Genomic DNA, 24,792 nt, shown 5'->3' with positions numbered 1-24,792 from the left:
AGCGTCGTGTCATGCGACGCGTGCACGCTTTCGGCGACGATGCCCTCGGTGACCTCGACGCGGTCGGCCTGGCCGACGCCCTGAGGGCCGGTTCGGTCGGCAGGGCCGAGGTCATCGAGGCCGCCATCGCCCGCACCGAGGCCGTCGACCCGGCGCTCAACGGTCTGGCGTACGCGGCGTTCGACCAGGCGCGGGCCGCCGCGTCGACCGCCCCCGCGAACGGCTCGCGGTTTTTCGACGGCGTCCCGACGTTCGTCAAGGACAACGTCGACGTCGCGGGTCTGCCGACGATGCACGGCACCGACGCCTGGACGCCCTGGAACGCCACCTCCGACGGCGAATTCACCCGGCTCTACCTGGCCACCGGGTTGGCGCCCGTCGGCAAGACGCAGTTGTCGGAATTCGGGTTCAGCGCGTCCGCCGAACATCCCCGCCTGGGCCCGGTCCGCAACCCGTGGGACACCGACTACAGCGCCGGCGCGTCGTCGTCGGGCTCGGGCGCGTTCGTCGCCGCGGGCGTGGTGCCGATGGCGCACGCCAACGACGGCGGCGGCTCGATCCGCATTCCGGCCGCGTGCAACGGGCTGGTCGGGCTCAAGCCGTCCCGGGGGCGATTGCCGCTGGACCCCCACCTGAGCCGGATGCCCGTGGGCATCGTCGCCAACGGGGTGGTCTCCCGCTCGGTGCGGGACACCGCGGCGTTCTACCGCGAGGCCGAGCGCATCTGGCGCAATCCCAAGCTGGCGCCGGTGGGCGACGTGACCGGTCCCGGCAGGCAGCGGCTGACGATCGCGGTGGTGACGCGATCGGTCCTTCGCGAGTGCAGCCCGCAGGTGCGCGAGCTGACGCTGAAGTCCGCCGCCCTGCTCGAGGAACTCGGCCACCGCGTCGAATACCTCGACAAGCCGCCGGGGGCGGCCAGTTTTGTCGATGATTTCGTCCTGTACTGGGGATTCCTGGCGCTGGCGCAGGTGCGGATGGGGTCGCGCGTGTTCGGCAAGACGTTCGACCGCACCCGGCTCGACAGCCTGACGCTGGGACTGGAGCGCAACACCGGCCGCAACATCCACCGGCTCCCGTTGGCGATCCTGCGCCTGCGCCGGGTGCGCAGGCGCACCGCCCAGCTGTTCGGCACCTACGACGCGGTGCTGACGCCCACCCTCGCCGACCAGACGCCCCGCATCGGGTACCTGGCGCCCACCGACTATCGCCAGGTCATCGACCGGCTGATCGACTGGGTCTCTTTCACCCCGCTGCAAAACGTCACCGGTGAGCCGGCGATCTCGCTGCCGCTGGCCCAGTCCGCCGAGGGGATGCCGGTGGGCATGATGCTTTCGGCCGACATCGGGCAGGAGGCGCTGCTGCTGGAGCTGGCCTACGAGCTCGAAGAGGCCCGGCCGTGGGCCCGCATCCAGGCCGCCGGCTGATCAGTCGGATCCGAGCTTTTCCAGCATGCGCTTGAACTCGCGCTGCTGTGCGTCGGTCAGCTTGCTCAGGATCCGGGCATCGGCGGTCCGGACCGCGGCTTCGGCGCGCTTCAGCAGCGCGCGGCCCTGAATCGTCAGCGTCGCCGGTAACGCGCGCCCCGACGAGACCGACGTGGGCCGCTCCACCGCCCCGACGTCCTGCAGCCCGCGCAGCACGGTGTTCATCGCCTGCGGTGTGACGTTGGTGTGCCGGGACAGCTCGGCGCTGGACATGCCCGGGTTCATCGAAAGGATGCGCATGCAAACGAATTCGGGCAGCGTCAGGCCCAGCGGACCGAGCACCGCGGAAACCTCCGGCCGCAGCACGGCTGCCACCCGGTACAGCAGGTAACCGAGCGGAGCGTCTTCAACCTGACCACCCATGTCAGCGATCTTGACATATCCCGGGCACGCGGACGCGCACGTTGGCCGGTGCGGCCCGGTCGTGATTTTCCTGGGCTCAAAGGGGTAACCCACGCCCATGGGCGATGCAACCGAAGTTACTGAACGCGTGGCCGAGCGCGCGCGGCGCGAGGCCGACGCGTATCGCGGCGACAACCCCCGACCGTTGGAGGGCTACTCGGTGGTCCTTGGCGTCTACGGCCTGCTGGTCGCGCTCACGGGCGCTTTGGCCGCGGCCACCGGACGAAGGCTGCCGCAGCGCTGGAGCCTGCAGGACCTCGTCACCGTCACCGTCGGCACCCACAAGTTGTCGCGCACCATCTCCAAAGACGCGGTGACCAGCCCGCTGCGCGCGCCGTTCGCGCGCTACGCCGGGTCGGGCGGCCCGGCCGAGGTGATGGAGGAAACCCGGCACGGCGGCCCGCTGCGCCACAGCCTGGGCGAGCTGCTGACCTGCCCGTTCTGCCTCGACATGTGGGTGGCCACCGCGTTCGTCATCGGGCTGATTTTCGCGCCGCGACTGACGCGGCTGGTCGCGGGCACCTTCACCGCGCTGGCGGGCGCCGACTTCTTGCAGCTGGCCTACGCCAAGGCGCAGCAGATCACCGAGGGCTGACAGGAGGAGGTCCGATGCCCAAGACGACGAGGAGCGGCCAGCCGAAGAAGGACGAATTGCCGAGCACCCTGCGGCGTTCCGATGCCAAAGCGCAACGCACGTTCGCGAAAGCCCACGACTCGGCCGCCGAGCAGTACGGCAGCGAGGAGCGCGCCCACCGGGTGGCCTATTCGGCGGTCAAGCACAGCTTCGAAAAGGTCGGCGATCACTGGGAGCCCAAGGAGCAGAGGGGTCCGTCGGACGAGCGGGCCGAGCGCGGTGGTCTGCGAAACACCGGCCGGTCGGCCGAGGGCGTGGACGCCAACGCCAGCAAGAAGCACCTGCTCGACGTGGCGCGCCGGCTCGACGTGCGCGGCCGCTCGACGATGAGCAAGTCGGAATTGGTCGACGCGATCAAAAAGGAGAACCGGCGGGTCCGTGGCCGCTAAGCGCGAGCCGTTAGTCCAGCTTCTCGGCGAGATCGGCCTGTGGTGGCTGCTTACCGCCGGTATTTGGCTGGCCACCCTGAGCTCGCGCACGTGGCAGGAACTGACGGTGATGGCGGCGTGCACGCTGCCGTGTGCGGTCATGGCCCGCTCGGCCCGGCGGGCCAACGCCGGCCGCTGGCGGTTTCGCATCGCCTGGCTGCGTTGGCTGGCGATGGCGGCGGGCGAGGTGCCGCGCCAGGCCTTCCGGGTTTGGACCTACGCGGCCACGTCGCGCGCCCCGGTGATCCGGCACCTGCCCTTGCCCGACGAGCCCGCGCGGGCGGCGGCGGCGCGCCGGGCGGCGGCGGTTCTCGCGCTGGTCACCACGCCGGGAACCGTTGTCCTGGACAGCGATCCGCGCACGCATTCGGTGCTGGTGCACCTGATCCGGCGGCAGCCGAGCCGGCTGGAAACGGCGGTGCAAAGGTGACCGCCGGCGAGGTTGCGGCGCTGCTGCTGGCCCTCGGGGCGTTCGCGCCCGGCATCGTGATGGCCTCGCGGGGGCTGCCGCACCAAAGGCTGTTGGGCCTGGAGTTCGTCAGCGTCGCCGCCACGCTGGAGCTGACGGTGCTTTCGGTTGCGTGGCAACGAGATTCGATCCTCATCGTTCCGCTGGTGTTATCGCTCTTATCGCTTCCGGGTGCGCTGGTCTACACCCGCCTCCTTGCCCGCAAGAGATGAACGCCCAATCCGTAGCGTGGGCCGTCGTCTTCGCCGGGATCGCGGTGGTGTCGCTCAGCGCGGTCGTCGCGGTGGCGCTGCCCGGGGTGTTCAACCGCCTGCACCTGCTGACGGTCACCACGTCGCTCGGCGCACCGATAATCGGTGTGGGCCTGATGATTTTGCGGGGATGGACCGAGGCGTCCGCGATGATCGCCGCGATCACGGCGTTGATCGTGCTGAGCGCGCCGGTCATTTCGGTGGCGACGGCTCGGCTGGCGGCGCAGCTCGGCAACCTGCTCGACGAGGACGCGCCGTCATGACCGTGCTCGTCGTGGTCGCCGTGACGTTGGTCGGCGTCACCGGGACGATCGTCGCGCTGACGGCGGCCCCGGACCGTCAGGCCGTTCCCCTGTCGGTTTTCGGCCTGGCCCTCACCGTGCTGTTCGTGGTGCTGCAGGCCCCTGATGTCGCCTTGTCGCAGTTGGCCGTTGGCGGGGTGGTGGTGCCGTTGATGGTCATGCTCGCCATTCGGGCGGTGCGTCGGCAGGACGACGAGCCGGGGGAGCCCGCGCCGTGACGCGCGGCATCCGGACCGCAGTGTTCCTCGTCGGGGCGGCGGGTCTGGCGGCGTTGCTGTGGATCGGTTTCACCGAACTGCCGGTGTTTGGCCGCCACGATCACCCGTACCGCGATCTCGCGGTGGCTGCGGCGCTTTCGCGCGCGACCGCCAACTCCGTCGCGTCGGTCAACTTCGATCAGCGGGCGCTCGACACGCTGGGGGAGGAGACAATTCTGCTGGGCTCGGTGCTCGGCGTGATGGCGCTGCTCCGGCCGGCCGTCGAAGAGCGGGAATTCCAGCCGCCGCAACGGGATACGGTACTGGACGCGACGCGACTGGTCGGCTACGTGATGTTGCCGGTGACGACCGCGATCGGCGTCGACCTGATCGTGCACGGGCACCTGACGCCGGGTGGCGGATTCCAGGGCGGCGTGGTGCTGGCCGCCGGGTTGCATCTGCTCTATGTCACCGGAAGCTTCCGGGCGCTGGATCGCCTGCGGCCGGTGAACGTCTTCGATATCGGCGAGGTGGTGGGGGCGGCGGCGTTCGCGGTGATCGGCCTGCTCGGCCTGATCGTCTGCGGCGCGTTTCTGTGCAACCTGTTGCCGACCGGCACGCTGGGCAATCTCTTTTCGGGCGGTTCGGTGCCGTTGCTCAACGTCGCCGTCGGGGTGGAGGTGGCCTGCGGGATGACGGTGTTGCTGGCGCAGTTCCTGGCCCAGGAGATCACGATCGTCAAGAGGGGTGATGGCCGGTGAGCGTATATCCCTACTGTGTCGCCGGCTGGCTGGTGCTGATCGGCGCGTTCGGAATCGTGCGCAGCCGCAACCTGATCCACGCGGTGGTGTGCTTGTCCGTGGCCCAGTCCGGCACCTACCTGTTGCTGCTGGCGGTCGGATTTCAGCGCGGCGCGGCGCCCCCGATCTTCGGCGGGTCGAACTCGCCGGCGCCCGCCCAGGTGGTCGACCCGGTGGTGCAGGCGATGACGTTGACCGACATCGTGATTCAGGCGACCGTCACCGCCTTGTTGCTGGCGCTGGCCATCCAGATCCACAAGCGCCACGGCACGCTGGACCCCGATCAGCTGTCCGCACTGAGGGGCTGAGCCACCGGTGCAGGCAATCGCATCCGCGCTGTTGCCGCTTCTGGTCGCCGTCCCCATCGTGATCGCCTGTCTGCTGCTGGCGTTGAGCCAGCGGCTGTCGCGCGCGGCCGCCAGCTGGGTCACGGTGACGGCCGCGGCCGCCTCGACGGCCGTCGCCGGGTTCGTGGCGGTGGCCGCGCGGGAGCACCCGGTGCTGACCTGGATCGGCGGCTGGTCCCCACAGGGACGGACGGCGGTCGGCATCGCGCTGGCGGCGGATCCGCTGTCGGCCGGCCTCGCCACGCTGGTGGGTGCGTTGATGGCGTGCGCGGCGCTGTACAGCCGCCGCGGGCTCGACGAGGCGGGGCCGCGCTTCGACGGGCTCATGCTCATTTTCCTGGCGGCGATGAACGGTTTCGTGCTGGCGACGGACGTGTTCAACCTCTTCGTGTTCCTCGAGTTGATGGGCGCCGTCGCCTACGCGCTGACCGGGATCAAGATCGAAGACAAGTCGGCCATCCAGGGGGCGCTCAACTTCGGCATCATCCAATCGCTCAGTGCCAGCGTCACTTTGGTGGGCATCGGGATGCTCTACGCCCGGGTGGGTCAGCTGGGCATGGCGCAGCTGGGCATCGCCCTCGCCAAGCGGCCGCCCGACGCGGTCATCGTCGGCGCCTTCGTCCTGATCTGCGCCGCGCTGATGGTGAAGGCCGCGATCGTCCCGCTGCATTTTTGGCTGGCCGACGCGCACGCCGTCGCCCCCGCGCCCGTCTGCGTGCTCTTCTCCGGGGTCATGGTCGAGCTCGGCCTGTACGGGATGTGGCGGGTGTACTGGGCGGTCTTCGCGGACGCGTTGCCGCGGGCGGCGGTGTCGCGGACGTTCGTGGTGGTCGGCGCGCTGACCGCGGTCGTCGGGGCGGTGATGTGCCTGATTCAGCGGCATCTCAAACGGCTGCTGGCCTATTCGACGATCAGCCACATGGGCCTGTTCCTGGTCGCCGCCGCGACGTTGCGCTCCGACGCGATCGGCGGCACGGCCGTGTACGTGCTCGGTCATGCCGGCGCCAAGTCGGCGCTGTTTTTGCTCGTGGGAATCCTGCTGGACCGTTACCGGACGGTCGACGAGCTGGAGCTGTCCGGGCTCGGGCGTGGCCAGTGGTTCCTCGGCGGCCTTTACCTGGCGGCGGCGTTGGCGCTGGCCGGGCTGCCGCCGTTCGGCACGGCGCTGGGCAAGTCGCTGAGCGAGGAAGCCCTGCGCTCCGGATGGGGCTCGGCGCTGTTTGTGCTGGTGTCGGTGGCGACCGGCGGCGCGGCGCTGCGCGCCGGCGTGCGCTGCTTCACCGGCTGGGGCGGCGATCGGGGCAGCCCGGTCAACCGGTCAGGTGCGGACGAGCCGAGCAAGGGCGAGGAGGAACCGGACGCGACGCTGCTCCGGACGCCGTTCAGCATGTATGTCCCGACCGTCGTCCTGCTGTTGGGCTGCCTTGCCATCGGGGTGCTGCCCGGGGTGAGCGACGCGGCCGCCGGCGCGGCACGGCGGTTCACCGACACCGCGGGCTACGCGGCCACCGTCATCCAGGGCGCGGCCCCCTCCCCGGGCGCGGGGGCGGGCCACGGCTGGTCGCTCACCGGCGTGGCGCTGGCGGTGATCGGTGCCGTCGCCGCGGCCGGCGTCGCATATGTCGGGCTGCGGCCGCCATCCAACGCGGCGCGGCGCGCCGTCGCCGCCGCGGCGCGGCCCGCGGTCGCGGCGCTGCATCGCGCCCACTCCGGTCACATCGGGGACTACGTCGCCTGGCTGTTCGCCGCCCTCACGGCGCTCGCGGGCGTGCTGGCCCTTCAGCTGCAGTAACCATCAAGCATTGAGGAGTTCCGATGCTCAACCAGTTGTCGCAAGCGTTCTTCGACGGGTGGCAGCCCGCGATGTGCGCCGCCGCCAAGGCCGTCGCCCTATTCGCCACTGCCGCGGCGGCTTTCCGCCTCACCCAACGGCGCACCATCGCCGAATTCACCCCGTTCGACTGGGTGACGGCCGTCGCGGTCGGCGCGATCGTCGGCCGCACCGCGACCGCGTCCGGCACGTCGTGGCTGACGGGTACCGCCGCGCTGATCGCGCTGATACTCGCCCACTCCGCTGTCGCCCGGCTGCGGTTCTTCAGGTGGTTTCGCCGGCTGGTCGACCCGCCCGTTCGGGTGCTGATCCGCGACGGGGAAGTGCGCGGCGACAACCTGCGCCGATGCCGCCTCACGGGCGCGGATCTGGATGCGGCGCTGCGGCAGCAGGGCTACGAGAACGCCGAACGCGTGCATCTGGCGCTCTTCGAGGCCAAGGGCGCCATATCAATCCTGCAGAAACCGCGGGGCGCCGAATGACGCGCCGTCACGTTTAGCCGACGGCCCGCTGGGCACCCCGACAGCCATGGTCGCATCCACCACCACCCGTAGCCGACTCCGAAAGTGCCTCAGCGACGTGGACTTTCCGGCCAACAAGCAGGATCTGCTCGACGCCGCGGGCCGCAACGGCGGCGACGACGAAACCGTCCGGGCGCTGCGGGGCATCCCGCCCGAGACCTACACGAACCTGGGCCAGGTCGCGTCGTCGGTGACCATCGCCGACGAACGGGAACGCGACGGCGCCACGAAGACCGCCGCCCAAAGCCCGATCGTCGAGGAGTTGGGCGAAAACCGGGGCTCCTGAACGCCGTTCACGCGCCCTAGAGAATCGGCCGTCCGCCGGTCACCGCCACCCGCGCCCCGGAGATGTAGCTGGCGTCGTCCGAGGCGAGCAGCACGTAGATGGGTGCCAGCTCGGCCGGCTGGCCGGCGCGCCCGAGCGGCACGTTCTCCCCGAAGGATTCCACGCTGTCCGGGGGCATCGTCGACGGGATCAGCGGAGTCCAGATCGGGCCGGGGGCCACACTATTGACCCGGATTCCCTTGTCGCCCAACAGCTGTGCCAGGCTGGCCGAAAAGTTGGCGATGGCCGCCTTCGTCGCGGCGTAGGGCGCCAGGGTGGGATTGGGGGAATCGGAGTTGACCGACGAACTCCCGATGATCGACGAGCCGGGACGCATGTGCGGCAGCGCCGCCTTGGCGAGGTAGAAGTAGGCGCCGACGTTGAGCCGGAAGGTGTAGTCCCATTCCTCGTCGCTGATCTCTTCGAGGTCCTTGTGCATCATCTGGTAAGCGGCGTTGTTGACGAGGATGTCGACGCCGCCGAATTCCTTTACCGCCCGGTCGACCACGGCGCGGCAGTGCGCCGGGTCGGACAGGTCGCCGGGGACCAGCACGCAGTTGCGGCCCGCGTCTTCGACGTAGCGGGCCACATCGCGCGCGTCGTCGTCCTCGTTCAGGTAGGAGATGAGCACGTCGGCACCTTCGCGGGCAAACGCGATGGCGACGGCGCGGCCAATGCCGCTGTCGCCGCCGGTGACGATCGCCTTTTTACCCGTGAGCTTTCCCGAACCCCGGTAGCTTTTTTCGCCGCAGTCCGGAATGGGCTGCATTTGTGCCTGGATGCCCGGAGCGGTTTGTTGCTGAGCCGGAAAGCCCATCGCCACTTCCCCTTTCCTGATTCGGGTTGACTTTTACGATTCGCGGTTTGTCGGGCCGGCCGTTGGGACGTCCGGAGTTCTAGGCTGCGGCTACCCCTTGCCGCCGCAAATAATCACTGGCGAACCGAAACCACTGATGCCCGTGTGAATTCTGTGGCGCGAAAAGCGGTTCGGCGCGATTCGCTCGGGTTTAGCGCCGCGACCAAAGGGTTATGCGGAAGGCCAGTGCGGTTATCGCCCTGCGTGGGTGTTCGACACGAAAGGAAAACCATGAAGGTCACCAGAACAGCCGTCAAGAGTGCAATTGCTGCCGGCGGGATAGCGGCCGCGGGCGTTTTGGCAGCGGCAACCGCTTCCGCTGCGCCCAACATCCAGGGATTCGGCACCAGCGAGCAGCTCATCGACGGGCCCCTGATCACCAACTACACGGTGAGCAACCTGCAGCCGAGCAACGCCACCATCCCCGGCTACACGCCCAAGGGGACGCTCTACCAGGCGGACGTCACCGCCAGGTCGGACGGCGGGCTCGTTACCCCGATGGTCAACGACTTCATCGCCCGCGGGCCCAACGGGCAGAACTACCGGGTGATCGACAAGGTCGCGGCCCCCGGCAGCCTGAACCCGGCGCCCATCCCGCAGGGGCAGGAGTCGACGGGCACGCTGTACTTCGACGTGACCGGCGCGCCGCCTAACGGCGTCGTCTACAACGACGGAATGCAGGACATCCTGATGTGGACGTCGAACGTGCCGGGCGGCTCCGCGCCTGGCGCGCCGCCGAACGCCAGCCCGGCGCCCGGCCAACCGCCGGCCCCGGCGCCACACACCTGATCCGGTTGCAAACATCTCCCCGCGCTACCCCGATAGCGCGGGGAGATTTGCGTAGGCGGGAATCCCGCGCGCCGGAAGCGGGTATCCGAAACCCATGAGTAATCCCGATCACAGACCAGCCGAAGTACGCGCCCAAGCGAAGCTCCACGCCAAGCGGGCGCGGGTAACCATGGGCGAGCGGCGCAGCCGGCAGGACGGCGGGATCAGCGGCTGGCTGGCCAAGCGCGCCGGTCAATGGGACCTCAGCGGGCAGGACGAGGCCACGCTGCAGCGCCAGAAGTTTTTCTGGAATGTGCTGGTGGACTACTGGTTCCGCATGGAGATCGACGGCTGGGAGAACATCCCCGAGCCGCCGGCGCTGCTGATCGGGATCCACTCGGGCGCCCCGTTCGTGTGGGACGCCTGGACCGTCGGCCTGCAATGGTGGCGGCGCTTCGGTCAGGACCGCCCGCTGCATGGCACGGCGCACGACGCGTTGATGGCCATCCCGCTCTTCGGGCGCTACTTCCGGGCGATGGGCGTGCTGCCGGCGGCGCCGGACGCGATCGCCACGGCACTGGCCGAGGGTCGCGACGTGGCGCTGTGGCCGGGTGGGGAAGTGGACTCGCTGCGTCCGTGGAGCGAGCGCGATCGCGCAAACCTGGCGGGGCGAAAGGGTTTCGTGAAAATGGCCATTCGCGCCGGGGTGCCGATCGTGCCGATCGCGACCGTCGGCGGGGCGGACGCGATGCCCGTGCTGATCCGTGGCGATCGGCTGTCCAAGGCGCTCAAGCTCGACCGGGTGCTGCGGCTCAAGGTGTTCCCGCTGGCGGTCTCGCTGCCGTGGGGCATCGCCCCGGCGGCGCTGCCCCAGCTGCCGCTGCCGGCCAAGATCAGGACCCGCTTCATGCCGGCCGTCGAGCTCGACCGCGATCCCGCGCGCGCCGATGACGACGACTACGTCGATGCCAAGTACCACGAGGTCGAAGGCGCCATCCAGGAAGGCATGGACGCGCTGGCGCGCAAGCGGGCATTGCCGCTCTTTGCCTGATCGGTCTGCATCGATCTGTGAAAAATCTATGAAAAGCGCAGCCCGGCAACGCCTTTGAGGCCGGTGGGTTCGCTACCGCGCGACGGGATCCGTGGCGGGCCGCGCGGTCGACGTCCAGACCGGCGTGAGCGTCGAGCCGCTGAGAATCCACTGCGGTTGCGGGGGTGTGGCCGCCATGTAGCCGACACCGCGGACGGTGTCGATCATCGACTCGTGCTCCGGGCCGAGCTTGGCGCGCAGCCGCCGCACGTGGACATCGACCGTGCGGACGCGGCCGTTGCAGTCGTAGCCCCACACCTCGTGCATCAGCCGGGTACGGGTGAACGCCCGGCCGGCATGCTGCACAAGGAAATTCAACAGCTTGAACTCGGTGAGCGTCAGGCTTAGGTCGTCGCCGTGCAGCGAGGCGGTGAAGCTGGCCGGGTGCAACACCAGGTCGCCGAACTTCAACGAGCCGTCCATCGCGCTGCGCCGACGCGAGATCGCCATGCGTAGCCGCGCCTGCAGCTCGTCGGCCCCTGCCGCGGGCAGCAGCACGTCGTCGAAGTGCCAGTCGACGTCCACGGACACGAAGTCCGCCGGCGCTACCACCGCCACCACCGCGATGGACGGCGCGTCGGCCGTCAGTCGCCGGCAGGCATCGCGGGCCGCGTCGAGGTCGGTGCGCGCGTCGATGATCGCCACGTCGGCGCCGCCGCGGTGCCCGTCGATGTGGCCGGCAAGGGGGGCGCGCCGCACCGTTTGAGTGAACGACCTCAGCGTGGGCAAGGCCGATTCGAAATCATCTGCCTCGGTAAGCAGTAAAACTTCCAACGACATCTCCAAACTCGTGAGTTTGTCATCGCCCCCCACCCGTAGGCACCTCACGGTGAGATGTCTGCCAGCGCAGCGCTGAGTACCCGATTCAGAGCAAAACCAAGCAAAGTTTATTGCGCATGTGCGCAGGATCAATACTCTGGCCCGGGAAAGTCGATGGGTCCGGCCCGTTTTCACGGACCGGACCCATCGCAGCGGCAAGCTACTGGTTGGCCTTTTGGCGCTCCTCAGCCGCCTCGGCGCCGCCGCGAGCGGCCTCCGCTTGCGCTTCCTTCTTCGCCGCGTCGCGCTGGGCTTCCGCCTTGTCCTGCTGGGCCTCGCCCTCGCGGGTCAGGTCATCCCGACCGGTCACCGCGCCGACTGCTTCCTTCGCCTTGCCCTTGACGTCCTCGACGACGCCCTTAACGGCTTCGGCAGGTCCCGATTTGTTGTCCGCCATGGATCTGTTCCTCCTTGTTGGCGTACGTGGTTGAGCGATTCCCGCTCAACGCCGACCGCGAGCGATCGGCCCCTCACACGGCGAGGCATGGTCCTTATTCTCAAGACCGTAGGTTCGCCCCCCCGCGTTGGTGCGGATTCCCCGCCCCGCCGTTCGCTCAAACATCCGGCACCGGAAGGAGAGCAGATCCACTCGGATCGCCAACCGCGCAGATAATGACCCCCGCCGGCGCAACATTGTGCTGCGATGAGGCAGGATGTGAAATGCCGTTCCGGACGAGTTCGCCCCGGGATGGCACTCTCATGCGAGGAGTCTGATGACGGAGCCGACGAACGGGGCTTCCGGCCAGCCGGAGAGCCGATCCAAGTATTCGAGAGTGTTGCTCAAGCTCGGCGGTGAAATGTTCGGCGGCGGCCAGGTCGGCCTGGATCCCGACGTGGTGGCGCAGGTCGCCCGCCAGATCGCCGAGGTGGTCCGCGGTGGGGTCCAGGTCGCGGTGGTGATCGGCGGCGGCAACTTCTTCCGCGGCGCGCAGCTGCAGCAGCGGGGCATGGAGCGCACCCGTTCGGACTACATGGGCATGCTCGGCACCGTGATGAACAGCCTCGCCCTGCAGGACTTCCTGGAAAAGGAGGGCATCGTCACGCGGGTCCAGACCGCGATCACCATGGGTCAGGTCGCCGAGCCGTACCTGCCGCTGCGCGCCGTCCGCCACCTGGAGAAGGGCCGGGTGGTGATCTTCGGGGCCGGCATGGGCCTGCCGTACTTCTCCACCGACACCACTGCCGCGCAGCGGGCGCTGGAGATCGGCGCCGAGGTGGTCTTGATGGCCAAGGCGGTCGACGGCGTGTTCTCCGCCGACCCGCGGCATCACCCCGAGGCCGAGCTGATCACCGCGATCAGCCACCGCGAGGTCATCGACCGCGGGCTGCGCGTGGCCGATGCCACGGCGTTCAGCCTGTGCATGGACAATGGCATGCCGATCCTGGTGTTCAACCTGCTGACCAATGGGAATATCGCTCGTGCGGTCGCTGGTGAGAAGATCGGAACGCTGGTCACCACTTGAGGGGAAGACGCGGAAAATGATCGATGAGGCACTCTTCGACGCGGAAGAGAAAATGGAAAAGGCCGTATCCGTAGCCCGCGACGACCTGTCAACCATCCGAACCGGGCGCGCCAACCCCGGCATGTTCAACCGGATCGTCATCGACTACTACGGCACCAACACGCCGATCACGCAGCTGGCCAGCATCAACGTCCCCGAGGCGCGGCTCGTCGTCATCAAGCCCTACGAGACCAGCCAGCTGCACGCCATCGAGACGGCGATCCGCAATTCCGACCTGGGCGTCAACCCCACCAACGACGGCACGTTGATCCGGGTGGCGGTGCCGCAGCTGACCGAGGAGCGGCGCCGGGAGCTGGTCAAGCAGGCCAAGCACAAGGGGGAAGAGGCGCGCGTGTCGGTGCGCAACATCCGTCGCAAGGCGATGGAGGAGCTGCACCGAATCCGCAAGGACGGCGAAGCCGGCGAGGACGAGGTCGGCCGGGCGGAAAAGGATTTGGACAAGACCACCCATCAGTACGTCACACAGATCGATGAGTTGGTCAAGCACAAAGAAGGCGAGCTGCTGGAGGTCTAGCGGCCGCTCAGCAATCATGTCCGTGGCATCCACCGGCGCAGGCGATCCGCCCGACGAGCCCGCGCGTCCGCCCGAGAACACGATGCAGAAGCCGGCCAAGAAGACGTCGCGGGCGGGTCGGGACCTGCGCGCCGCGATCGCGGTGGGCGTCAGCATCGGCGCCGTTCTCGTCGTCACGCTGATCTTCGCGCCCCACGTCTGGGTGGCCTACTGCGCCGGGGCCATCCTGGTCGCCAGCCACGAGGTGGTGCGCCGGCTGCGCGAGGCCGGCTACGTCATCCCGCTCATCCCCCTTCTGGTCGGCGGGCAGGTGACCGTGTGGCTGACGTGGCCGTTCCATGCCGCCGGCGCGCTGGCCGGCTTCGCGGCGACCGTGGTGGCCTGCAATGTCTGGCGGCTGTTCATGCAGGACAACAGCCACCGACCCGAGCCGTTCGCCGGGTCGCCGTCGGCGAACTACCTGCGCGACGCGTCCGCCACCGTCTTCCTGGCCGCCTGGGTCCCGCTGTTCGCCTCCTTCGCCGCGCTGCTGGTGTATCCGAAGGACGGCGCCGGGCGGGTGTTCTGCCTGATGATCACCGTCGTCGCGTCCGACGTGGGCGGCTACGCCGTGGGCGTGCTGCTGGGCAAGCACCCGATGGTCCCGGCGATCAGCCCGAAGAAGTCCTGGGAGGGATTGGTCGGTTCGCTGGTCTTCGGCATCACCGCCGCGATCCTGACCGCGACCCTGCTGGCCGAAAAGCCGCTGTGGATCGGGGCGCTGCTGGGTGTGGTCCTCGTGCTGACCTGCACGCTGGGCGACCTGGTGGAGTCGCAGGTCAAGCGCGACCTGGGCATCAAAGACATGGGCCGGCTGCTGCCCGGCCACGGCGGCCTGATGGATCGCCTCGACGGGATCCTCCCGTCGGCCGTCGCGGCATGGATCGTGCTGACCCTGGTTCCCTAGCCGGTGACCGATACTGGACAGGTCATGGTCCAACAACTGGTGTTCACCGAGCCGCGCCCGAGCAGGCCGCCGCGGCACCTCGCCGACCTCGACGCCGCGGGCCGCGCGTCGGCCGTCGCCGAGCTGGGCCTGCCGGCCTATCGGGCCAAGCAGCTCGCGCACCAGTACTACGGCCGGCTGATCGCCGATCCCCGGGACATGACCGACCTCCCGGCGGCCGTGCGCGACGCGATCGCCGACGCGATGTTCCCCACCCTGCTCACGGCGGCCGCCGAGGTCACCTGCGACGCCGGGCAGACGCGAAAGACGTTGTGGCGCGCCCTCGATGGCGCCACCGTCGAGTCAGTCCTGATGCGCTACCCGGACCGCAACACGGTGTGCATCTCGTCGCAGGCCGGCTGCGGCATGGCCTGCCCGTTCTGCGCCACCGGCCAGGGCGGCCTGACCCGCAACCTGTCCACCGCCGAGATCCTCGAGCAGGTGCGCGCCGCCGCGGCGGCGCTGCGCGACGAGTTCGGCGACCGGCTGTCGAACGTGGTTTTCATGGGCATGGGCGAGCCGCTGGCGAACTACAACCGGGTGCTGGCCGCGGTCCGGCGCATCACCGAGGCGCCGCCGCAGGGCTTCGGCATCTCGGCGCGCTCGGTCACGGTGTCCACCGTCGGCCTGGTCCCCGCGATCCGCAAACTCGCCGACGAACGGCTCGGGGTCACCCTGGCGCTGTCGCTGCACGCGCCCGACGACGAGCTTCGCGACACGCTGGTCCCGGTCAACAACCGGTGGAAGATCGCCGAGGCCCTCGACGCCGCCCGCTACTACGCCGACGTGACCGGCCGGCGGGTCTCGGTCGAGTACGCGCTGATCCGCGACGTCAACGACCAGCCCTGGCGGGCGGACCTGCTGGGCAAGCGGCTGCACGGCGCGCTCGGCCCGCTGGTGCACGTGAACCTGATCCCGCTCAACCCCACGCCGGGCAGCGACTGGGACGCCAGCCCGAAGGCGGTGGAGCGCGAGTTCGTCCGGCGCGTCCGGGCCGCCGGGGTTTCCTGCACGGTGCGCGACACGCGCGGGCGTGAGATCAGCGCCGCGTGCGGGCAGCTGGCCGCCGAAGGCGGATAGGCCCCGCGCCGAGCGTCAAGCTGGGGCGAGTTTCCGCGAATTCTTCGCCGTGGCTTCACGCCCGGCGATCTGAACCGCGAGGGCGTCCACCACGTCTGTTAAGGCATAACCAGCAAACGAGGTGACGCCATGAGGTTCTTGACTCCGCTCAAACTTTTCGCCGCGGCGCTTTTCGCCGCCGCCCTGATATTCGGGCTCGCCGACGCGCCGCGCTCCGCGGCCGCCGACGACCGCCTGCAGTTCACCGGGACCACGCTCAGCGGTGCGCCGTTCAACGGCGCGAGCCTGCAGGGCAAACCGGCGGTGCTGTGGTTCTGGACGCCGTGGTGTCCGTTCTGCAACGCCGAGGCCCCCGGCGTCAGCCAGGTGGCTGCCGCCAACCCCGGCGTCACCTTCGTCGGCATCGCGGCGCACTCGGACGTGGGGGCGATGCAGAACTTTGTCTCCAAGTACGGCCTGAATTTCACCAACCTCAACGACGCCAACGGCTCGATCTGGGCCCGCTACAACGTCCCCTGGCAACCGGCCTACGTGTTCTACCGGGCCGACGGCAGCTCGACGTTCGTCAACAACCCCACCGCGGCCATGCCCCAGGACGAGCTGGCCGGCCGGGTGGCCGCGCTGCGCTGACCCGGTGGATCAAGGTCTGATCGGTCTGGCCTTCGCCGCCGGACTGGTCGCGGCGCTGAACCCGTGTGGGTTCGCCATGCTGCCCGCGTACCTGCTCCTCGTGGTGCGAGGGCAGCGGCCCGCGGCAAACCCCGTCAGCGCGGTGGGCCGCGCGATCGGGGCCACCGTCGGGATGGCGCTCGGCTTCCTGACGGTGTTCGGGTTGTTCGGCGCGCTGACCATTTCGGCGGCCTCGACCGTGCAGCGATACCTGCCCTACGGGACGGTGGTCATCGGCGTTGTGCTTGTCGCGCTTGGGGTTTGGCTGCTGTCGGGCCGGGAGCTGACGGCGCTGACCCTCCGGCCGCTGGGCCCGCGCTGGGCCCCCACCGTGCGGCTGGGCTCCATGTACTCCTACGGCGTCAGCTACGCGATCGCGTCGCTGTCGTGCACCGTCGGGCCGTTCCTGGCCGTCACCGCCGCCGGCTTGCGGGGCGGATCGCCGGCCACGGGCGTCTCCGTCTACCTCGCCTATGTCGCTGGCCTGACGTTGGTGGTGGGCGTCCTCGCCGTCGCGGCGGCGACGGCGAGCTCGGCCCTGGCCGACCGGCTGCGGCGCGTCCTGCCGTTGGTCAACCGGATCGGCGGGGCGCTGCTGGTGCTGGTCGGCTCGTACGTCGGTTATTACGGCGTCTACGAGTTGCGCCTGTTCACCACGAACGCGAATCCCGAGGACGCGGTGATCCGCGTCGCCGCGCGCCTGCAGGGAGCGCTGGCCGGCTGGGTGCACCAACACGGCGTGCTGCCCTGGGCGGTTGCCCTGTCCGTCCTGGTGGCCGGCGCGGTCGCCGCCGCCTGGCGACGGCGGATCCGGCACCAGCGCGACACTTGCAACGACACCAAAATGATGTCATCATGACACCATGGATCTGCAGCCGTACGTCGACGCCGTACGCCAGGAATTGCTCGTCGCCGCGGCGGCCGCCGGCGCGGAAGCGCAGGAGCTGGCCGGGCGGCTGAGCGCGCCGTTGGAGTCGGCGATGCGGCTGGCGCTGCTGGAAGCCCTGTCGGCCGCCGCCGAGGAGATCACCGGCGAGCTGGCGCCCGGGTCCGTCGAGGTCCGGCTGCGGGGCCGCGACCCCGAGTTCATCGTCAGCGGTGGGGTCGACGAGGCGCCCGATGATCGCGCGTTCGCCGCGCATTACGACGACGACGGCGGCACCTGGCGCGTCACGTTGCGCCTTCCCGAGGGGTTGCGGTCGGCGGTCGAGTCGGCCGCCCGCCGAGACGGGGCGTCGCTGAACGCCTGGCTGGTGCGCGCGGCCGCCGTGGCCAGCCGTGGCGAGGCTCAGCCCGCCTCCAAGGCCGGTTCCGGCCGGACTTCCGGCCACCGCGTGACCGGCTGGGTGCGCTGACACACCGAACACACCGTCCATCGAAGGAGAACACAATGCCGACGTTTGCCACCCCCGAGCCGATCGCCGTGAGCATCGAGGCCCGGAATGGCTCGATCCGGCTGGTGGCCACCGACCGCGCCGACACCGTCGTGCAGGTGCGGCCCCGCGACGAATCGCGGAGCGCCGACGTCGCGGCCGCCGAACAGACCCGCGTGGACTTCCGCGACGGCAAGCTCGTCGTTTCCGGCGCCAGGCGCGGGATCCCGCTTTTTCGAGACGCCGCCGTCGACATCGACATCGTGTTGCCCGCGCGGTCGCGGCTGCACGCGTCGCTGGCATCGGCCGACCTGCGCGCCGAGGGCGACTTCGGCGACGTCCGGGTCGCGTCGGCCAGCGGCAACGCCGAGGTGGACTCCGTGACGGGAAAGTTCAAGGCCTCCACCGCATCCGGGCCCATCAGCCTGCACGCGATCGCCGGCACCGCTTCGATCGCCACCGCGTCGGGCGACGTGACGGTCGGCGACCTGGACGGCGACTTGAAGTTCAAGGCCGCCAGCGGCTCGCTGAGTGTCGACCGGCTGAGCGGCTACGTGAAGGCGCGGAGCGCCTCGGGGTCGGTGGACGTCGCGGTCGCCGTCCGGGGCGGGGTGTCGGCCCACGCCAGCAGCGGCGACGTCGCGGTCGGCATCGCCGAGGGCACCGCGGTGCGACTGGACATCGTCACCGGATCGGGCATCGTCAGCAGCGAACTGGAGCCATCGGACGGCCCGCAGCAGGGCGACGAAAAGTTCGCCCTAACCGTGCGCAGCGGTTCGGGTGACGTGAGCATCCGGCGGACGAAAGCGGCGGACGCTACCTGATCCAGCCGCGGCGGCGGCCCCACAGGTCGCGCACCAGCACGACGAGCGTCAGGGCGGCGAACACGATCAGGAACCAGTTCTCGACGTGGCCGACGTGGTTCCCCCACATCATCGCCAGCAGGAAGATGACGATGAAAAGCCCGACGGCGTGCCAGGTGCGCACGTTGATCCTGCTCCATCCCCAGGCCGCCGACGGCACCTCGGCGACGTCGACGCCGTTGTAGTGCTCCACCTCGGTACTGGCCACGGCGAATCCTCTTTCCTGTCGGCTTCTTCGTGGAGATTCTGGCACACCCGCCGCGCGGCCGTGCGGGGCACAATGAGTGGGTGACTAACGAGACCACCGGGGGCCGCCTGCGCGTGCTGGTGCTGGGCAGCACCGGCTCGATCGGCACCCAGGCGCTGGAGGTCATCGCGGCCAACCCCGACCGCTTCGAGGTGGTCGGGCTGGCCGCCGGGGGCGCCAACCCCGAGGCGCTCGCGCGCCAGCGCGCCGAGACCGGGGTCACCAACCTCGCCGTCGCCGACGAGCGCGCGGCCCAACAGGTCGGGGACGTCCCCTACAGCGGCCCGGACGCGGTGACCCGGCTGGTGCAGGAGACCGACGCCGACGTCGTCCTCAACGCCCTGGTCGGGGCGCTGGGCCTGCGGCCGACGCTGGCCGCGCTGGACTCCGGGGCCCGGCTGGCGCTGGCCAACAAGGAATCGCTGATCGCCGGGGGGCCGCTGGTGTTGCGGGCGGCGCGCCCCGGCCAGATCGTGCCCGTCGACTCCGAACACTCGGCGCTGGCCCAGTGCCTGCGCGGCGGCGCCCCCGGCGAGGTCGCCAAGCTGGTGCTGACCGCCTCGGGCGGGCCGTTTCGCGGCTGGGCCGCCGCGGACCTCGAGGCCGTCACGCCCGAGCAGGCGGGCGCCCACCCGACCTGGTCGATGGGCCCGATGAACACGCTGAACTCGGCGTCGCTGGTCAACAAGGGGCTCGAGCTCATCGAAACCCACCTGCTGTTCGGCGTGCCCTACGACCGCATCGACGTCGTCGTGCACCCCCAGTCGATTGTTCATTCGATGGTCACCTTCGTCGACGGCTCGACGATCGCCCAGGCCAGCCCGCCCGACATGAAGCTGCCCATTTCCCTGGCCCTCGGGTGGCCCGACCGGGTGCCCGGCGCCGCCCCCGCCTGCGACTTCGCCACCGCGTCTAGCTGGGAATTCGAGCCCCTGGACAACGACGTTTTCCCGGCCGTCGAGCTGGCCCGGCACGCCGGTCAGACCGGTGGCTGCATGACCGCCGTCTACAACGCCGCCAACGAAGAGGCCGCCGAAGCGTTCCTCAACGGCGGGATCGCATTCCCCGGAATCGTCAAAACCGTCGCCGACGTGCTGCACGCCGCCGACCAATGGTCCGTTTCACCCGCTAACGTGGATGAGGTACTCGACGCGCAGCGCTGGGCGAGGGAGCGGGCGCGGCGCGCGATCGCCCAGGCGGGCGCCCACAGGGTCTCGGGAATGGTTTGAGGAAGGTCTTGGCAGCGAAATGATGTTCGCAATCGGCATTGTGCTGTTCGCGCTCGCCATCCTGATCTCGGTGGCCCTGCACGAGTGCGGCCACATGTGGGTCGCGCGCGGCACCGGCATGAAGGTGCGGCGCTATTTCGTCGGCTTCGGGCCCACGCTGTGGTCGACCCGACGCGGCGAGATCGAGTACGGCATCAAGGCCGTCCCGCTGGGCGGCTTCTGCGACATCGCCGGGATGACCCCGGTCGAGGACCTCGAGCCCGACGAGCTCGATCGCGCCATGTACAAGCAGGCGACCTGGAAGCGGGTCGCGACGCTGTTCGCGGGCCCCGGCATGAACTTCGTCATCTGCCTGGTCCTGATCTACGGCATCGCGCTGGTCTGGGGGTTGCCAAACCTGCACCCGCCCACCAAGGCCATCGTCGGCGAAACCGCTTGCGTCGCACCGGAAACCGCCCCGGGCAAGCTCGGCAACTGCAGCGGGGCCGGTCCGGCGGCGGCCGCCGGGATCCGCCCCGGCGACGTCGTGGTCAAGGTCGGCGACACCCCGGTGTCCACCTTCGAGGAGATGGCCGCCGCGGTGCGCAAGCTGCACGGCACCGTTCCCGTCGTCGTCGAGCGGGACGGCTCCACCATCACCACGTACGTCGACGTGACCCCGACCCAGCGCTTCCTGACCAAGGGCGGCAAAGGCCAGCCGGAGGCCGCCACCGTCGGCGCCATCGGCGTCGGCACGGTGCGGGTCACCCCCACGCACTACGGCGTCCTCTCGGCGATACCGGCCACCTTCGCGTTCACCGGCGACCTGACCGTCGAGGTGGGCAAGGCGCTGGTGACCATCCCGACGAAGGTCGGGGCGCTGGTGCACGCCATCGGCGGCGGACAGCGCGACCCGGGGACGCCGATGAGCGTCGTCGGCGCCAGCATCATCGGCGGCGACACCGTCGACCACGGGCTGTGGGTGGCGTTCTGGTTCTTCCTGGCGCAGCTGAACCTGATCCTGGGCGCCATCAACCTGGTGCCGCTGCTGCCCTTCGACGGCGGCCACATCGCCATCGCGGTGTTCGAGAAGATCCGCAACCTGATCCGGTCGGCGCGCGGCATGGTCGCGGCCGCGCCGGTGAACTACCTCAAGCTGATGCCCGCCACCTACGTGGTGCTGGTGTTCGTGGTCGGCTACATGCTGCTGACCGTGACCGCCGACCTCGTCAACCCGATCAGGCTGTTCCAGTGAGCATCGGCCTCGGCATGCCGGACGCCCCGGCGCCGACGCTCGCGCCCCGGCGTAAGACGCGGCAGCTGATGGTCCGCAACGTCGGGGTCGGCAGCGACCACCCGATTTCGGTGCAGTCGATGTGCACCACCAAGACGCACGACGTGAACACGACGCTGCAGCAGATCGCGGAGCTGACCGCCGCGGGCTGCGACATCGTCCGGGTCGCCTGCCCGCGTCAGGAGGACGCCGACGCGCTGGCCGAGATCGCGCGGCACAGCCAGATCCCGGTGATCGCCGACATCCACTTCCAGCCGAAGTACATCTTCGCCGCCATCGACGCCGGGTGCGCCGCGGTGCGGGTAAACCCCGGCAACATCAAGGAATTCGACGGCCGGGTCGGCGAGGTCGCCAAGGCCGCGGCGGGCGCCGGCATCCCGATCCGCATCGGCGTCAACGCCGGCTCGCTGGACAAGCGGTTCATGGAGAAGTACGGCAAGGCCACGCCCGAGGCGCTGGTCGAGTCCGCGCTGTGGGAGGCCTCGCTGTTCGAGGAGCACGGCTTCGGCGACATCAAGATCAGCGTCAAGCACAACGATCCCGTCGTGATGGTCGCCGCCTACGAGCAGCTGGCCGCCCAGTGCGACTACCCGCTGCACCTGGGCGTCACCGAGGCCGGTCCGGCCTTCCAGGGCACCATCAAGTCGGCGGTCGCGTTCGGCGCGCTGCTGTCGCGGGGGATCGGCGACACCATCCGGGTGTCGCTGTCCGCGCCGCCGGTCGAGGAGGTCAAGGTCGGCATCCAGATCCTGGAGTCGCTGAACCTGCGTCCCCGCGGGCTCGAGATCGTGTCCTGCCCGTCGTGCGGTCGCGCCCAGGTCGACGTCTACACGCTGGCCAACGAGGTCACCGCCGGACTGGACGGGCTCGACGTCCCGCTGCGGGTGGCCGTGATGGGCTGCGTCGTCAACGGCCCGGGCGAGGCCCGCGAGGCCGACCTGGGCGTCGCGTCGGGAAATGGCAAGGGGCAGATCTTCGTTCGCGGCGAGGTGATCAAGACCGTGCCCGAGGCCCAGATCGTCGAGACGCTGATCGAGGAGGCCATGCGGTTGGCCTCGCAAATGGAAACTGGTCACGGACCGGGAACAGAAACGAGCGGTTCGCCGATTGTGACCGTAAGCTGATAGGGGCCCGCGCCCCTGCTCTGTTTTTCTAGATCGTCAGTTCGTCACCACAGAGAGTTCCCCCGATGTCGGCTCCGCCCATCTTTCGCCTTGTCGGCGAGCGGCGGGTGTCCGTGGTGCGTGACGCCGCCGCGGTTTGGCGGGTGCTCAACGACGACCCGGTCGGCTCGTGCATGGTGGCGGCCCGGGTGGCCGACCACGGCATCGACCCCAACTCGATCGGCGGCGAACTGTGGACGCGCCGCGGCCCCGACGAGTCGCTGTGCTTCGCCGGCGCCAACCTCATCCCGCTGCGCGGCGGACCGGCCGACCTGAACGCCTTCGCCGACGAGGCGATGAGCGGGACGCGGCGCTGTTCCTCCCTGGTCGGCCGGGCCGACCTGGTGATGCCGATGTGGGAGCGCCTGGAGTCGGCCTGGGGTCCGGCGCGCGACGTACGTGACCAGCAGCCGCTGATGGCCCTGACCAGCCACCCGAACTGCGACATCGACCCTGGCGTGCGGCAGGTGCGCCCGGACGAGCTGGACGCCTACCTGGTGGCCGCCGTCGACATGTTCATCGGCGAGGTCGGCGTCGACCCGCGGCTCGGCGACGGCGGGCGCGGCTACCGGCGGCGGGTGGCCAGCCTGATCGCGGCGGGCCGGGCCTGGGCCCGCTTCGAGCACGGCCAGGTCATCTTCAAGGCCGAGGTCGGGTCGCAGTCGCCGGGCGTCGGTCAGATCCAAGGGGTTTGGGTGCATCCGGAGTGGCGCGGCCTCGGGCTGGGCACGGCGGGCACTGCGACGGTGGCCGCCGTGATCGTGGCGACCGGGCGGATCGCCAGCCTGTACGTGAACAGCTTCAACACCGTCGCCCGCGCGGCGTACGCGCGGGTGGGCTTCGCCGAGGTGGGCAACTTCGCGACGGTCCTGCTGGACTGAGGTCCTCCACCCCGCGAGCGTGCGGCTGGCCGCACACTCGGCACCGAACGTGCGGCTGGCCGCACGTTCGACGCGAGGGTTGTTGCGCGCGTAACGGTTCGGTCTCGGTGTGTCGGCGCTGGTCTCGGCGCCACACTTCTTAACATCTGTACCGATGGTCACAAAAACCCCACTGGTATCGGTAGCGGTGGCATCGCTCCTCGTCGCGGCGATCGGACTGTCCGGCTGCACGCCCCGGCCCGACGGCCCCGGCCCGGCCGCCGAGAAGTTCTTCGGCGCCTTGGCAATCGGGGACACCGCGACGGCCGCGCAGCTCAGCGACAACCCGAACGAGGCCCGCGAGGCGCTCAACGCCGCCTGGTCCGGGCTGCAGGCCACCCACCTGGACGCGCAGGTCCTCAGCGCGAAGTACGCCGAGGACACCGGCACGGTCGACTACCGCTTCACCTGGCACCTGCCCAAGAACCGGACGTGGAGCTATGACGGCCAGCTGAAGATGGCCCGCGACGAGGGCCGCTGGGAGGTCCGGTGGGCCACCACCGACCTGCATCCCAAACTGGGGGAGCATCAGACGTTCGCGCTGCGGGCCGATCAGCCGCGGCGCGCCTCGGTGAACGAACTCGGCGGCAGCGACGTGCTGGCGCCGGGCTACCGCTATCACTACACGCTGGACGCCGCCGCGGCCGGACCGCCACAGTCGCTGAGCTTCACCACCCACACGATCGTCGACGTGCTGCGGCCGTTCAACGACACGTTGACCGACCCGCAGCTGCTCGCCGAGAAGGCCAGCTCGACGACCAACCAGGTGGACCTGGGCGTCACGCTGCTGCCCGCCGACAACGACAAGGTCTTTCCCGCGATCGGCCGGCTGCCCGGCATCGTCGTCACGCCGCAGCCCGAAATGCTGCCCACCGACCCGCATTTCGCGCCCGCCGTCATCGGCGAGGTGAAGAAGGCCGTGATGGATCAGCTCGACGGCCAGGCGGGCTGGCGGGTGGTCAGCGTCAACCAGAACAACGTCGACGTGGCCGTGCTGCACGAGGTCGAGGGGTCGCCGGCGCCGTCGGTGTCGATCACGCTGGACCGGGTCGTGCAGAACGCCGCGCAGCGCGCCGTGGACAACAAGGGCGGCAAGGCGATGATCGTCGCGATCAAGCCGTCGACGGGGGAGATCCTCGCGATCGCGCAGAACAAGGGCGCCGACGCCGACGGCCTGCCGGCCACCAACGGCCTGTTCCCGCCCGGGTCGACGTTCAAGATGATCACCGCCGGCGCCGCCATCGACCGCGACATGGGCACCACGCCCAGGTCGAAGCCGCCGTAGTTGGGGATGGTGCGATGCCCGATGTCGATGTGGCCCGGGCAGCCCAGCATCGAGTTGGGCGTGGCCATGTCGCGGTCGATGGCGGCGCCGGCGGTGATCATCTTGAACGTCGACCCGGGCGGGAACAGGCCGTTGGTGGCC

Annotated in this window: 31 protein-coding genes and 2 pseudogenes; 27 read left to right on the top strand and 6 right to left on the bottom strand. The window is 69.8% G+C overall.

Annotated features, from left to right (window positions below; translation table 11 throughout):
* Nucleotides 1-11: 11 nt before the first annotated feature.
* A complete protein-coding gene (locus tag A5655_RS24685; protein WP_067014971.1) occupies nt 12-1,427 on the top strand; it encodes an amidase in 1,416 nt (471 codons plus the stop codon).
* Here the strand turns inward: A5655_RS24685 and A5655_RS24680 are convergent, their stop codons facing one another.
* Nucleotides 1,428-1,850 (bottom strand): MarR family winged helix-turn-helix transcriptional regulator, encoded by a 423-nt coding sequence (locus A5655_RS24680; protein WP_067014968.1) that lies wholly within the window; start codon nt 1,848-1,850, stop codon nt 1,428-1,430.
* Nucleotides 1,851-1,947: 97 nt separating this feature from the next.
* Here A5655_RS24680 and A5655_RS24675 point away from each other — a divergent pair, with 97 nt between their 5' ends.
* Genes A5655_RS24675 through A5655_RS24625 form a run of 11 tightly spaced genes read left to right on the top strand, consistent with a single transcriptional unit; the run spans nt 1,948 to nt 7,955 of the window.
* The gene (locus tag A5655_RS24675; RefSeq protein WP_067014965.1) at nt 1,948-2,484 is read left to right on the top strand and encodes a DUF1360 domain-containing protein; all 537 of its coding nucleotides are present in this window, start codon (nt 1,948-1,950) and stop codon (nt 2,482-2,484) included.
* Between the two features lie 14 nt (nt 2,485-2,498).
* Entirely contained in the window at nt 2,499-2,912 is a 414-nt protein-coding gene (locus A5655_RS24670) for a ChaB family protein (protein WP_067014963.1), read from the top strand.
* Nucleotides 2,902-3,381, top strand: a complete 480-nt coding sequence (locus A5655_RS24665; protein ID WP_067014962.1) for a Na+/H+ antiporter subunit E — start codon at nt 2,902-2,904, stop codon at nt 3,379-3,381. Before A5655_RS24670 ends, A5655_RS24665 begins: the two co-directional genes overlap by 11 nt.
* Complete coding sequence (locus tag A5655_RS24660) at nt 3,378-3,632, top strand: hypothetical protein (protein ID WP_067014959.1); 255 nt, start codon at nt 3,378-3,380, stop codon at nt 3,630-3,632. The genes A5655_RS24665 and A5655_RS24660 overlap by 4 nt, the downstream gene beginning before the upstream one ends.
* Nucleotides 3,629-3,934, top strand: coding sequence for a monovalent cation/H(+) antiporter subunit G (locus A5655_RS24655; RefSeq protein ID WP_067014957.1), 306 nt, complete (start codon nt 3,629-3,631; stop codon nt 3,932-3,934). The genes A5655_RS24660 and A5655_RS24655 overlap by 4 nt, the downstream gene beginning before the upstream one ends.
* Nucleotides 3,931-4,191, top strand: coding sequence for a DUF4040 domain-containing protein (locus A5655_RS24650; protein WP_067014955.1), 261 nt, complete (start codon nt 3,931-3,933; stop codon nt 4,189-4,191). The genes A5655_RS24655 and A5655_RS24650 overlap by 4 nt, the downstream gene beginning before the upstream one ends.
* Nucleotides 4,188-4,931, top strand: coding sequence for an MnhB domain-containing protein (locus A5655_RS24645; protein ID WP_067014952.1), 744 nt, complete (start codon nt 4,188-4,190; stop codon nt 4,929-4,931). The genes A5655_RS24650 and A5655_RS24645 overlap by 4 nt, the downstream gene beginning before the upstream one ends.
* Entirely contained in the window at nt 4,928-5,278 is a 351-nt protein-coding gene (locus A5655_RS24640) for a sodium:proton antiporter (protein ID WP_067014948.1), read from the top strand. Before A5655_RS24645 ends, A5655_RS24640 begins: the two co-directional genes overlap by 4 nt.
* Nucleotides 5,279-5,285: 7 nt before the next feature.
* Nucleotides 5,286-7,109, top strand: a complete 1,824-nt coding sequence (locus A5655_RS24635; RefSeq protein WP_197508793.1) for a complex I subunit 5 family protein — start codon at nt 5,286-5,288, stop codon at nt 7,107-7,109.
* A 23-nt stretch (nt 7,110-7,132) separates the two neighbouring features.
* Complete coding sequence (locus A5655_RS24630) at nt 7,133-7,630, top strand: DUF421 domain-containing protein (protein WP_067014945.1); 498 nt, start codon at nt 7,133-7,135, stop codon at nt 7,628-7,630.
* Between the two features lie 46 nt (nt 7,631-7,676).
* A complete protein-coding gene (locus A5655_RS24625; RefSeq protein ID WP_067014941.1) occupies nt 7,677-7,955 on the top strand; it encodes a DUF2795 domain-containing protein in 279 nt (92 codons plus the stop codon).
* A 16-nt stretch (nt 7,956-7,971) separates the two neighbouring features.
* Here the strand turns inward: A5655_RS24625 and A5655_RS24620 are convergent, their stop codons facing one another.
* Nucleotides 7,972-8,811 (bottom strand): glucose 1-dehydrogenase, encoded by an 840-nt coding sequence (locus A5655_RS24620; RefSeq protein WP_067014935.1) that lies wholly within the window; start codon nt 8,809-8,811, stop codon nt 7,972-7,974.
* Between the two features lie 270 nt (nt 8,812-9,081).
* Here A5655_RS24620 and A5655_RS24615 point away from each other — a divergent pair, with 270 nt between their 5' ends.
* Nucleotides 9,082-9,639: an MPT63 family protein gene (locus A5655_RS24615; protein ID WP_067014933.1), complete on the top strand. Its 558-nt coding sequence runs from the start codon at nt 9,082-9,084 to the stop codon at nt 9,637-9,639.
* 94 nt (nt 9,640-9,733) lie between these two features.
* The gene (locus A5655_RS24610) at nt 9,734-10,669 is read left to right on the top strand and encodes a lysophospholipid acyltransferase family protein (protein ID WP_067014929.1); all 936 of its coding nucleotides are present in this window, start codon (nt 9,734-9,736) and stop codon (nt 10,667-10,669) included.
* Between the two features lie 72 nt (nt 10,670-10,741).
* On the opposite strand, the gene A5655_RS24605 is transcribed toward A5655_RS24610, so the two are convergent.
* Together A5655_RS24605 and A5655_RS24600 are read right to left on the bottom strand one after the other, a co-directional pair.
* Complete coding sequence (locus tag A5655_RS24605) at nt 10,742-11,488, bottom strand: winged helix family transcriptional regulator (protein WP_067014926.1); 747 nt, start codon at nt 11,486-11,488, stop codon at nt 10,742-10,744.
* Nucleotides 11,489-11,687: 199 nt separating this feature from the next.
* Nucleotides 11,688-11,924: a CsbD family protein gene (locus A5655_RS24600; RefSeq protein ID WP_066930240.1), complete on the bottom strand. Its 237-nt coding sequence runs from the start codon at nt 11,922-11,924 to the stop codon at nt 11,688-11,690.
* A gap of 316 nt (nt 11,925-12,240) precedes the next feature.
* Here A5655_RS24600 and pyrH point away from each other — a divergent pair, with 316 nt between their 5' ends.
* From pyrH to A5655_RS24560, 8 genes are all read left to right on the top strand, one after another.
* The gene (gene pyrH, locus A5655_RS24595) at nt 12,241-12,990 is read left to right on the top strand and encodes a UMP kinase (protein ID WP_066930239.1); all 750 of its coding nucleotides are present in this window, start codon (nt 12,241-12,243) and stop codon (nt 12,988-12,990) included.
* Between the two features lie 16 nt (nt 12,991-13,006).
* Entirely contained in the window at nt 13,007-13,564 is a 558-nt protein-coding gene (gene frr, locus A5655_RS24590; RefSeq protein WP_067014923.1) for a ribosome recycling factor, read from the top strand.
* Nucleotides 13,565-13,580: 16 nt separating this feature from the next.
* Nucleotides 13,581-14,510 (top strand): phosphatidate cytidylyltransferase, encoded by a 930-nt coding sequence (locus A5655_RS24585; protein ID WP_067014918.1) that lies wholly within the window; start codon nt 13,581-13,583, stop codon nt 14,508-14,510.
* Between the two features lie 24 nt (nt 14,511-14,534).
* Nucleotides 14,535-15,629 carry a 23S rRNA (adenine(2503)-C(2))-methyltransferase RlmN gene (gene rlmN / locus A5655_RS24580; RefSeq protein WP_067014916.1) on the top strand — a complete coding sequence of 365 codons (1,095 nt, stop codon included), beginning with the start codon at nt 14,535-14,537 and terminating at the stop codon, nt 15,627-15,629.
* A gap of 129 nt (nt 15,630-15,758) precedes the next feature.
* Nucleotides 15,759-16,259 (top strand): protein disulfide oxidoreductase, encoded by a 501-nt coding sequence (locus tag A5655_RS24575; RefSeq protein WP_067014911.1) that lies wholly within the window; start codon nt 15,759-15,761, stop codon nt 16,257-16,259.
* 4 nt (nt 16,260-16,263) lie between these two features.
* Nucleotides 16,264-17,157, top strand: coding sequence for a cytochrome c biogenesis CcdA family protein (locus A5655_RS24570; protein WP_067014907.1), 894 nt, complete (start codon nt 16,264-16,266; stop codon nt 17,155-17,157).
* 4 nt (nt 17,158-17,161) lie between these two features.
* On the top strand, nt 17,162-17,653 hold the full coding sequence (locus A5655_RS24565) for a histidine kinase (protein ID WP_067014903.1): 492 nt from the start codon (nt 17,162-17,164) through the stop codon (nt 17,651-17,653).
* Nucleotides 17,654-17,688: 35 nt separating this feature from the next.
* Nucleotides 17,689-18,495: a DUF4097 family beta strand repeat-containing protein gene (locus A5655_RS24560; protein ID WP_067014888.1), complete on the top strand. Its 807-nt coding sequence runs from the start codon at nt 17,689-17,691 to the stop codon at nt 18,493-18,495.
* Here the strand turns inward: A5655_RS24560 and A5655_RS24555 are convergent.
* On the bottom strand, nt 18,488-18,742 hold the full coding sequence (locus A5655_RS24555) for a DUF2631 domain-containing protein (RefSeq protein ID WP_067014885.1): 255 nt from the start codon (nt 18,740-18,742) through the stop codon (nt 18,488-18,490). The genes A5655_RS24560 and A5655_RS24555 overlap by 8 nt on opposite strands.
* A gap of 80 nt (nt 18,743-18,822) precedes the next feature.
* Between A5655_RS24555 and dxr the strand changes: the two genes are divergently transcribed.
* From dxr to A5655_RS24530, 5 genes and pseudogenes are all read left to right on the top strand, one after another.
* Nucleotides 18,823-20,010 (top strand): 1-deoxy-D-xylulose-5-phosphate reductoisomerase, encoded by a 1,188-nt coding sequence (dxr, locus tag A5655_RS24550; protein ID WP_067015037.1) that lies wholly within the window; start codon nt 18,823-18,825, stop codon nt 20,008-20,010.
* Between the two features lie 19 nt (nt 20,011-20,029).
* On the top strand, nt 20,030-21,244 hold the full coding sequence (locus A5655_RS24545; RefSeq protein ID WP_067014877.1) for an RIP metalloprotease: 1,215 nt from the start codon (nt 20,030-20,032) through the stop codon (nt 21,242-21,244).
* Nucleotides 21,241-22,407 carry a flavodoxin-dependent (E)-4-hydroxy-3-methylbut-2-enyl-diphosphate synthase gene (gene ispG / locus A5655_RS24540; protein WP_067014874.1) on the top strand — a complete coding sequence of 389 codons (1,167 nt, stop codon included), beginning with the start codon at nt 21,241-21,243 and terminating at the stop codon, nt 22,405-22,407. The genes A5655_RS24545 and ispG overlap by 4 nt, the downstream gene beginning before the upstream one ends.
* Nucleotides 22,408-22,472: 65 nt before the next feature.
* Complete coding sequence (locus A5655_RS24535; RefSeq protein WP_067014871.1) at nt 22,473-23,327, top strand: GNAT family N-acetyltransferase; 855 nt, start codon at nt 22,473-22,475, stop codon at nt 23,325-23,327.
* A 154-nt stretch (nt 23,328-23,481) separates the two neighbouring features.
* Nucleotides 23,482-24,627 (top strand): annotated as a pseudogene (locus tag A5655_RS24530) (NTF2-like N-terminal transpeptidase domain-containing protein); the annotation flags it as partial.
* A gap of 65 nt (nt 24,628-24,692) precedes the next feature.
* Here the strand turns inward: A5655_RS24530 and A5655_RS29485 are convergent.
* Nucleotides 24,693-24,779 (bottom strand): annotated as a pseudogene (locus A5655_RS29485) (penicillin-binding transpeptidase domain-containing protein); the annotation flags it as partial.
* Nucleotides 24,780-24,792: the final 13 nt, after the last annotated feature.

The organism is Mycobacterium sp. 1081908.1 (assembly GCF_001673535.1).
Lineage (GTDB): Bacteria > Actinomycetota > Actinomycetes > Mycobacteriales > Mycobacteriaceae > Mycobacterium.
Note: the sequence above shows the minus strand (reverse complement) of the source record. Positions and strands in the feature narration are given on the sequence as shown.

Bases quoted from the DNA above. Each gene is read 5' to 3' on its own strand.
- A5655_RS24685 (WP_067014971.1), top strand. From the start codon at position 12: ATGCGACGCGTGCACGCTTTCGGCGACGATGCCCTCGGTGACCTCGAC.
- A5655_RS24680 (WP_067014968.1), bottom strand. From the start codon at position 1,850: ATGGGTGGTCAGGTTGAAGACGCTCCGCTCGGTTACCTGCTGTACCGG.
- A5655_RS24675 (WP_067014965.1), top strand. From the start codon at position 1,948: ATGGGCGATGCAACCGAAGTTACTGAACGCGTGGCCGAGCGCGCGCGG.
- A5655_RS24670 (WP_067014963.1), top strand. From the start codon at position 2,499: ATGCCCAAGACGACGAGGAGCGGCCAGCCGAAGAAGGACGAATTGCCG.
- A5655_RS24655 (WP_067014957.1), top strand. From the start codon at position 3,629: ATGAACGCCCAATCCGTAGCGTGGGCCGTCGTCTTCGCCGGGATCGCG.
- A5655_RS24650 (WP_067014955.1), top strand. From the start codon at position 3,931: ATGACCGTGCTCGTCGTGGTCGCCGTGACGTTGGTCGGCGTCACCGGG.
- A5655_RS24630 (WP_067014945.1), top strand. From the start codon at position 7,133: ATGCTCAACCAGTTGTCGCAAGCGTTCTTCGACGGGTGGCAGCCCGCG.
- A5655_RS24625 (WP_067014941.1), top strand. From the start codon at position 7,677: ATGGTCGCATCCACCACCACCCGTAGCCGACTCCGAAAGTGCCTCAGC.
- A5655_RS24620 (WP_067014935.1), bottom strand. From the start codon at position 8,811: ATGGGCTTTCCGGCTCAGCAACAAACCGCTCCGGGCATCCAGGCACAA.
- A5655_RS24615 (WP_067014933.1), top strand. From the start codon at position 9,082: ATGAAGGTCACCAGAACAGCCGTCAAGAGTGCAATTGCTGCCGGCGGG.
- A5655_RS24610 (WP_067014929.1), top strand. From the start codon at position 9,734: ATGAGTAATCCCGATCACAGACCAGCCGAAGTACGCGCCCAAGCGAAG.
- A5655_RS24605 (WP_067014926.1), bottom strand. From the start codon at position 11,488: ATGTCGTTGGAAGTTTTACTGCTTACCGAGGCAGATGATTTCGAATCG.
- A5655_RS24600 (WP_066930240.1), bottom strand. From the start codon at position 11,924: ATGGCGGACAACAAATCGGGACCTGCCGAAGCCGTTAAGGGCGTCGTC.
- pyrH (WP_066930239.1), top strand. From the start codon at position 12,241: ATGACGGAGCCGACGAACGGGGCTTCCGGCCAGCCGGAGAGCCGATCC.
- frr (WP_067014923.1), top strand. From the start codon at position 13,007: ATGATCGATGAGGCACTCTTCGACGCGGAAGAGAAAATGGAAAAGGCC.
- A5655_RS24585 (WP_067014918.1), top strand. From the start codon at position 13,581: ATGTCCGTGGCATCCACCGGCGCAGGCGATCCGCCCGACGAGCCCGCG.
- rlmN (WP_067014916.1), top strand. From the start codon at position 14,535: ATGGTCCAACAACTGGTGTTCACCGAGCCGCGCCCGAGCAGGCCGCCG.
- A5655_RS24575 (WP_067014911.1), top strand. From the start codon at position 15,759: ATGAGGTTCTTGACTCCGCTCAAACTTTTCGCCGCGGCGCTTTTCGCC.
- A5655_RS24565 (WP_067014903.1), top strand. From the start codon at position 17,162: ATGGATCTGCAGCCGTACGTCGACGCCGTACGCCAGGAATTGCTCGTC.
- A5655_RS24560 (WP_067014888.1), top strand. From the start codon at position 17,689: ATGCCGACGTTTGCCACCCCCGAGCCGATCGCCGTGAGCATCGAGGCC.
- A5655_RS24545 (WP_067014877.1), top strand. From the start codon at position 20,030: ATGATGTTCGCAATCGGCATTGTGCTGTTCGCGCTCGCCATCCTGATC.
- A5655_RS24535 (WP_067014871.1), top strand. From the start codon at position 22,473: ATGTCGGCTCCGCCCATCTTTCGCCTTGTCGGCGAGCGGCGGGTGTCC.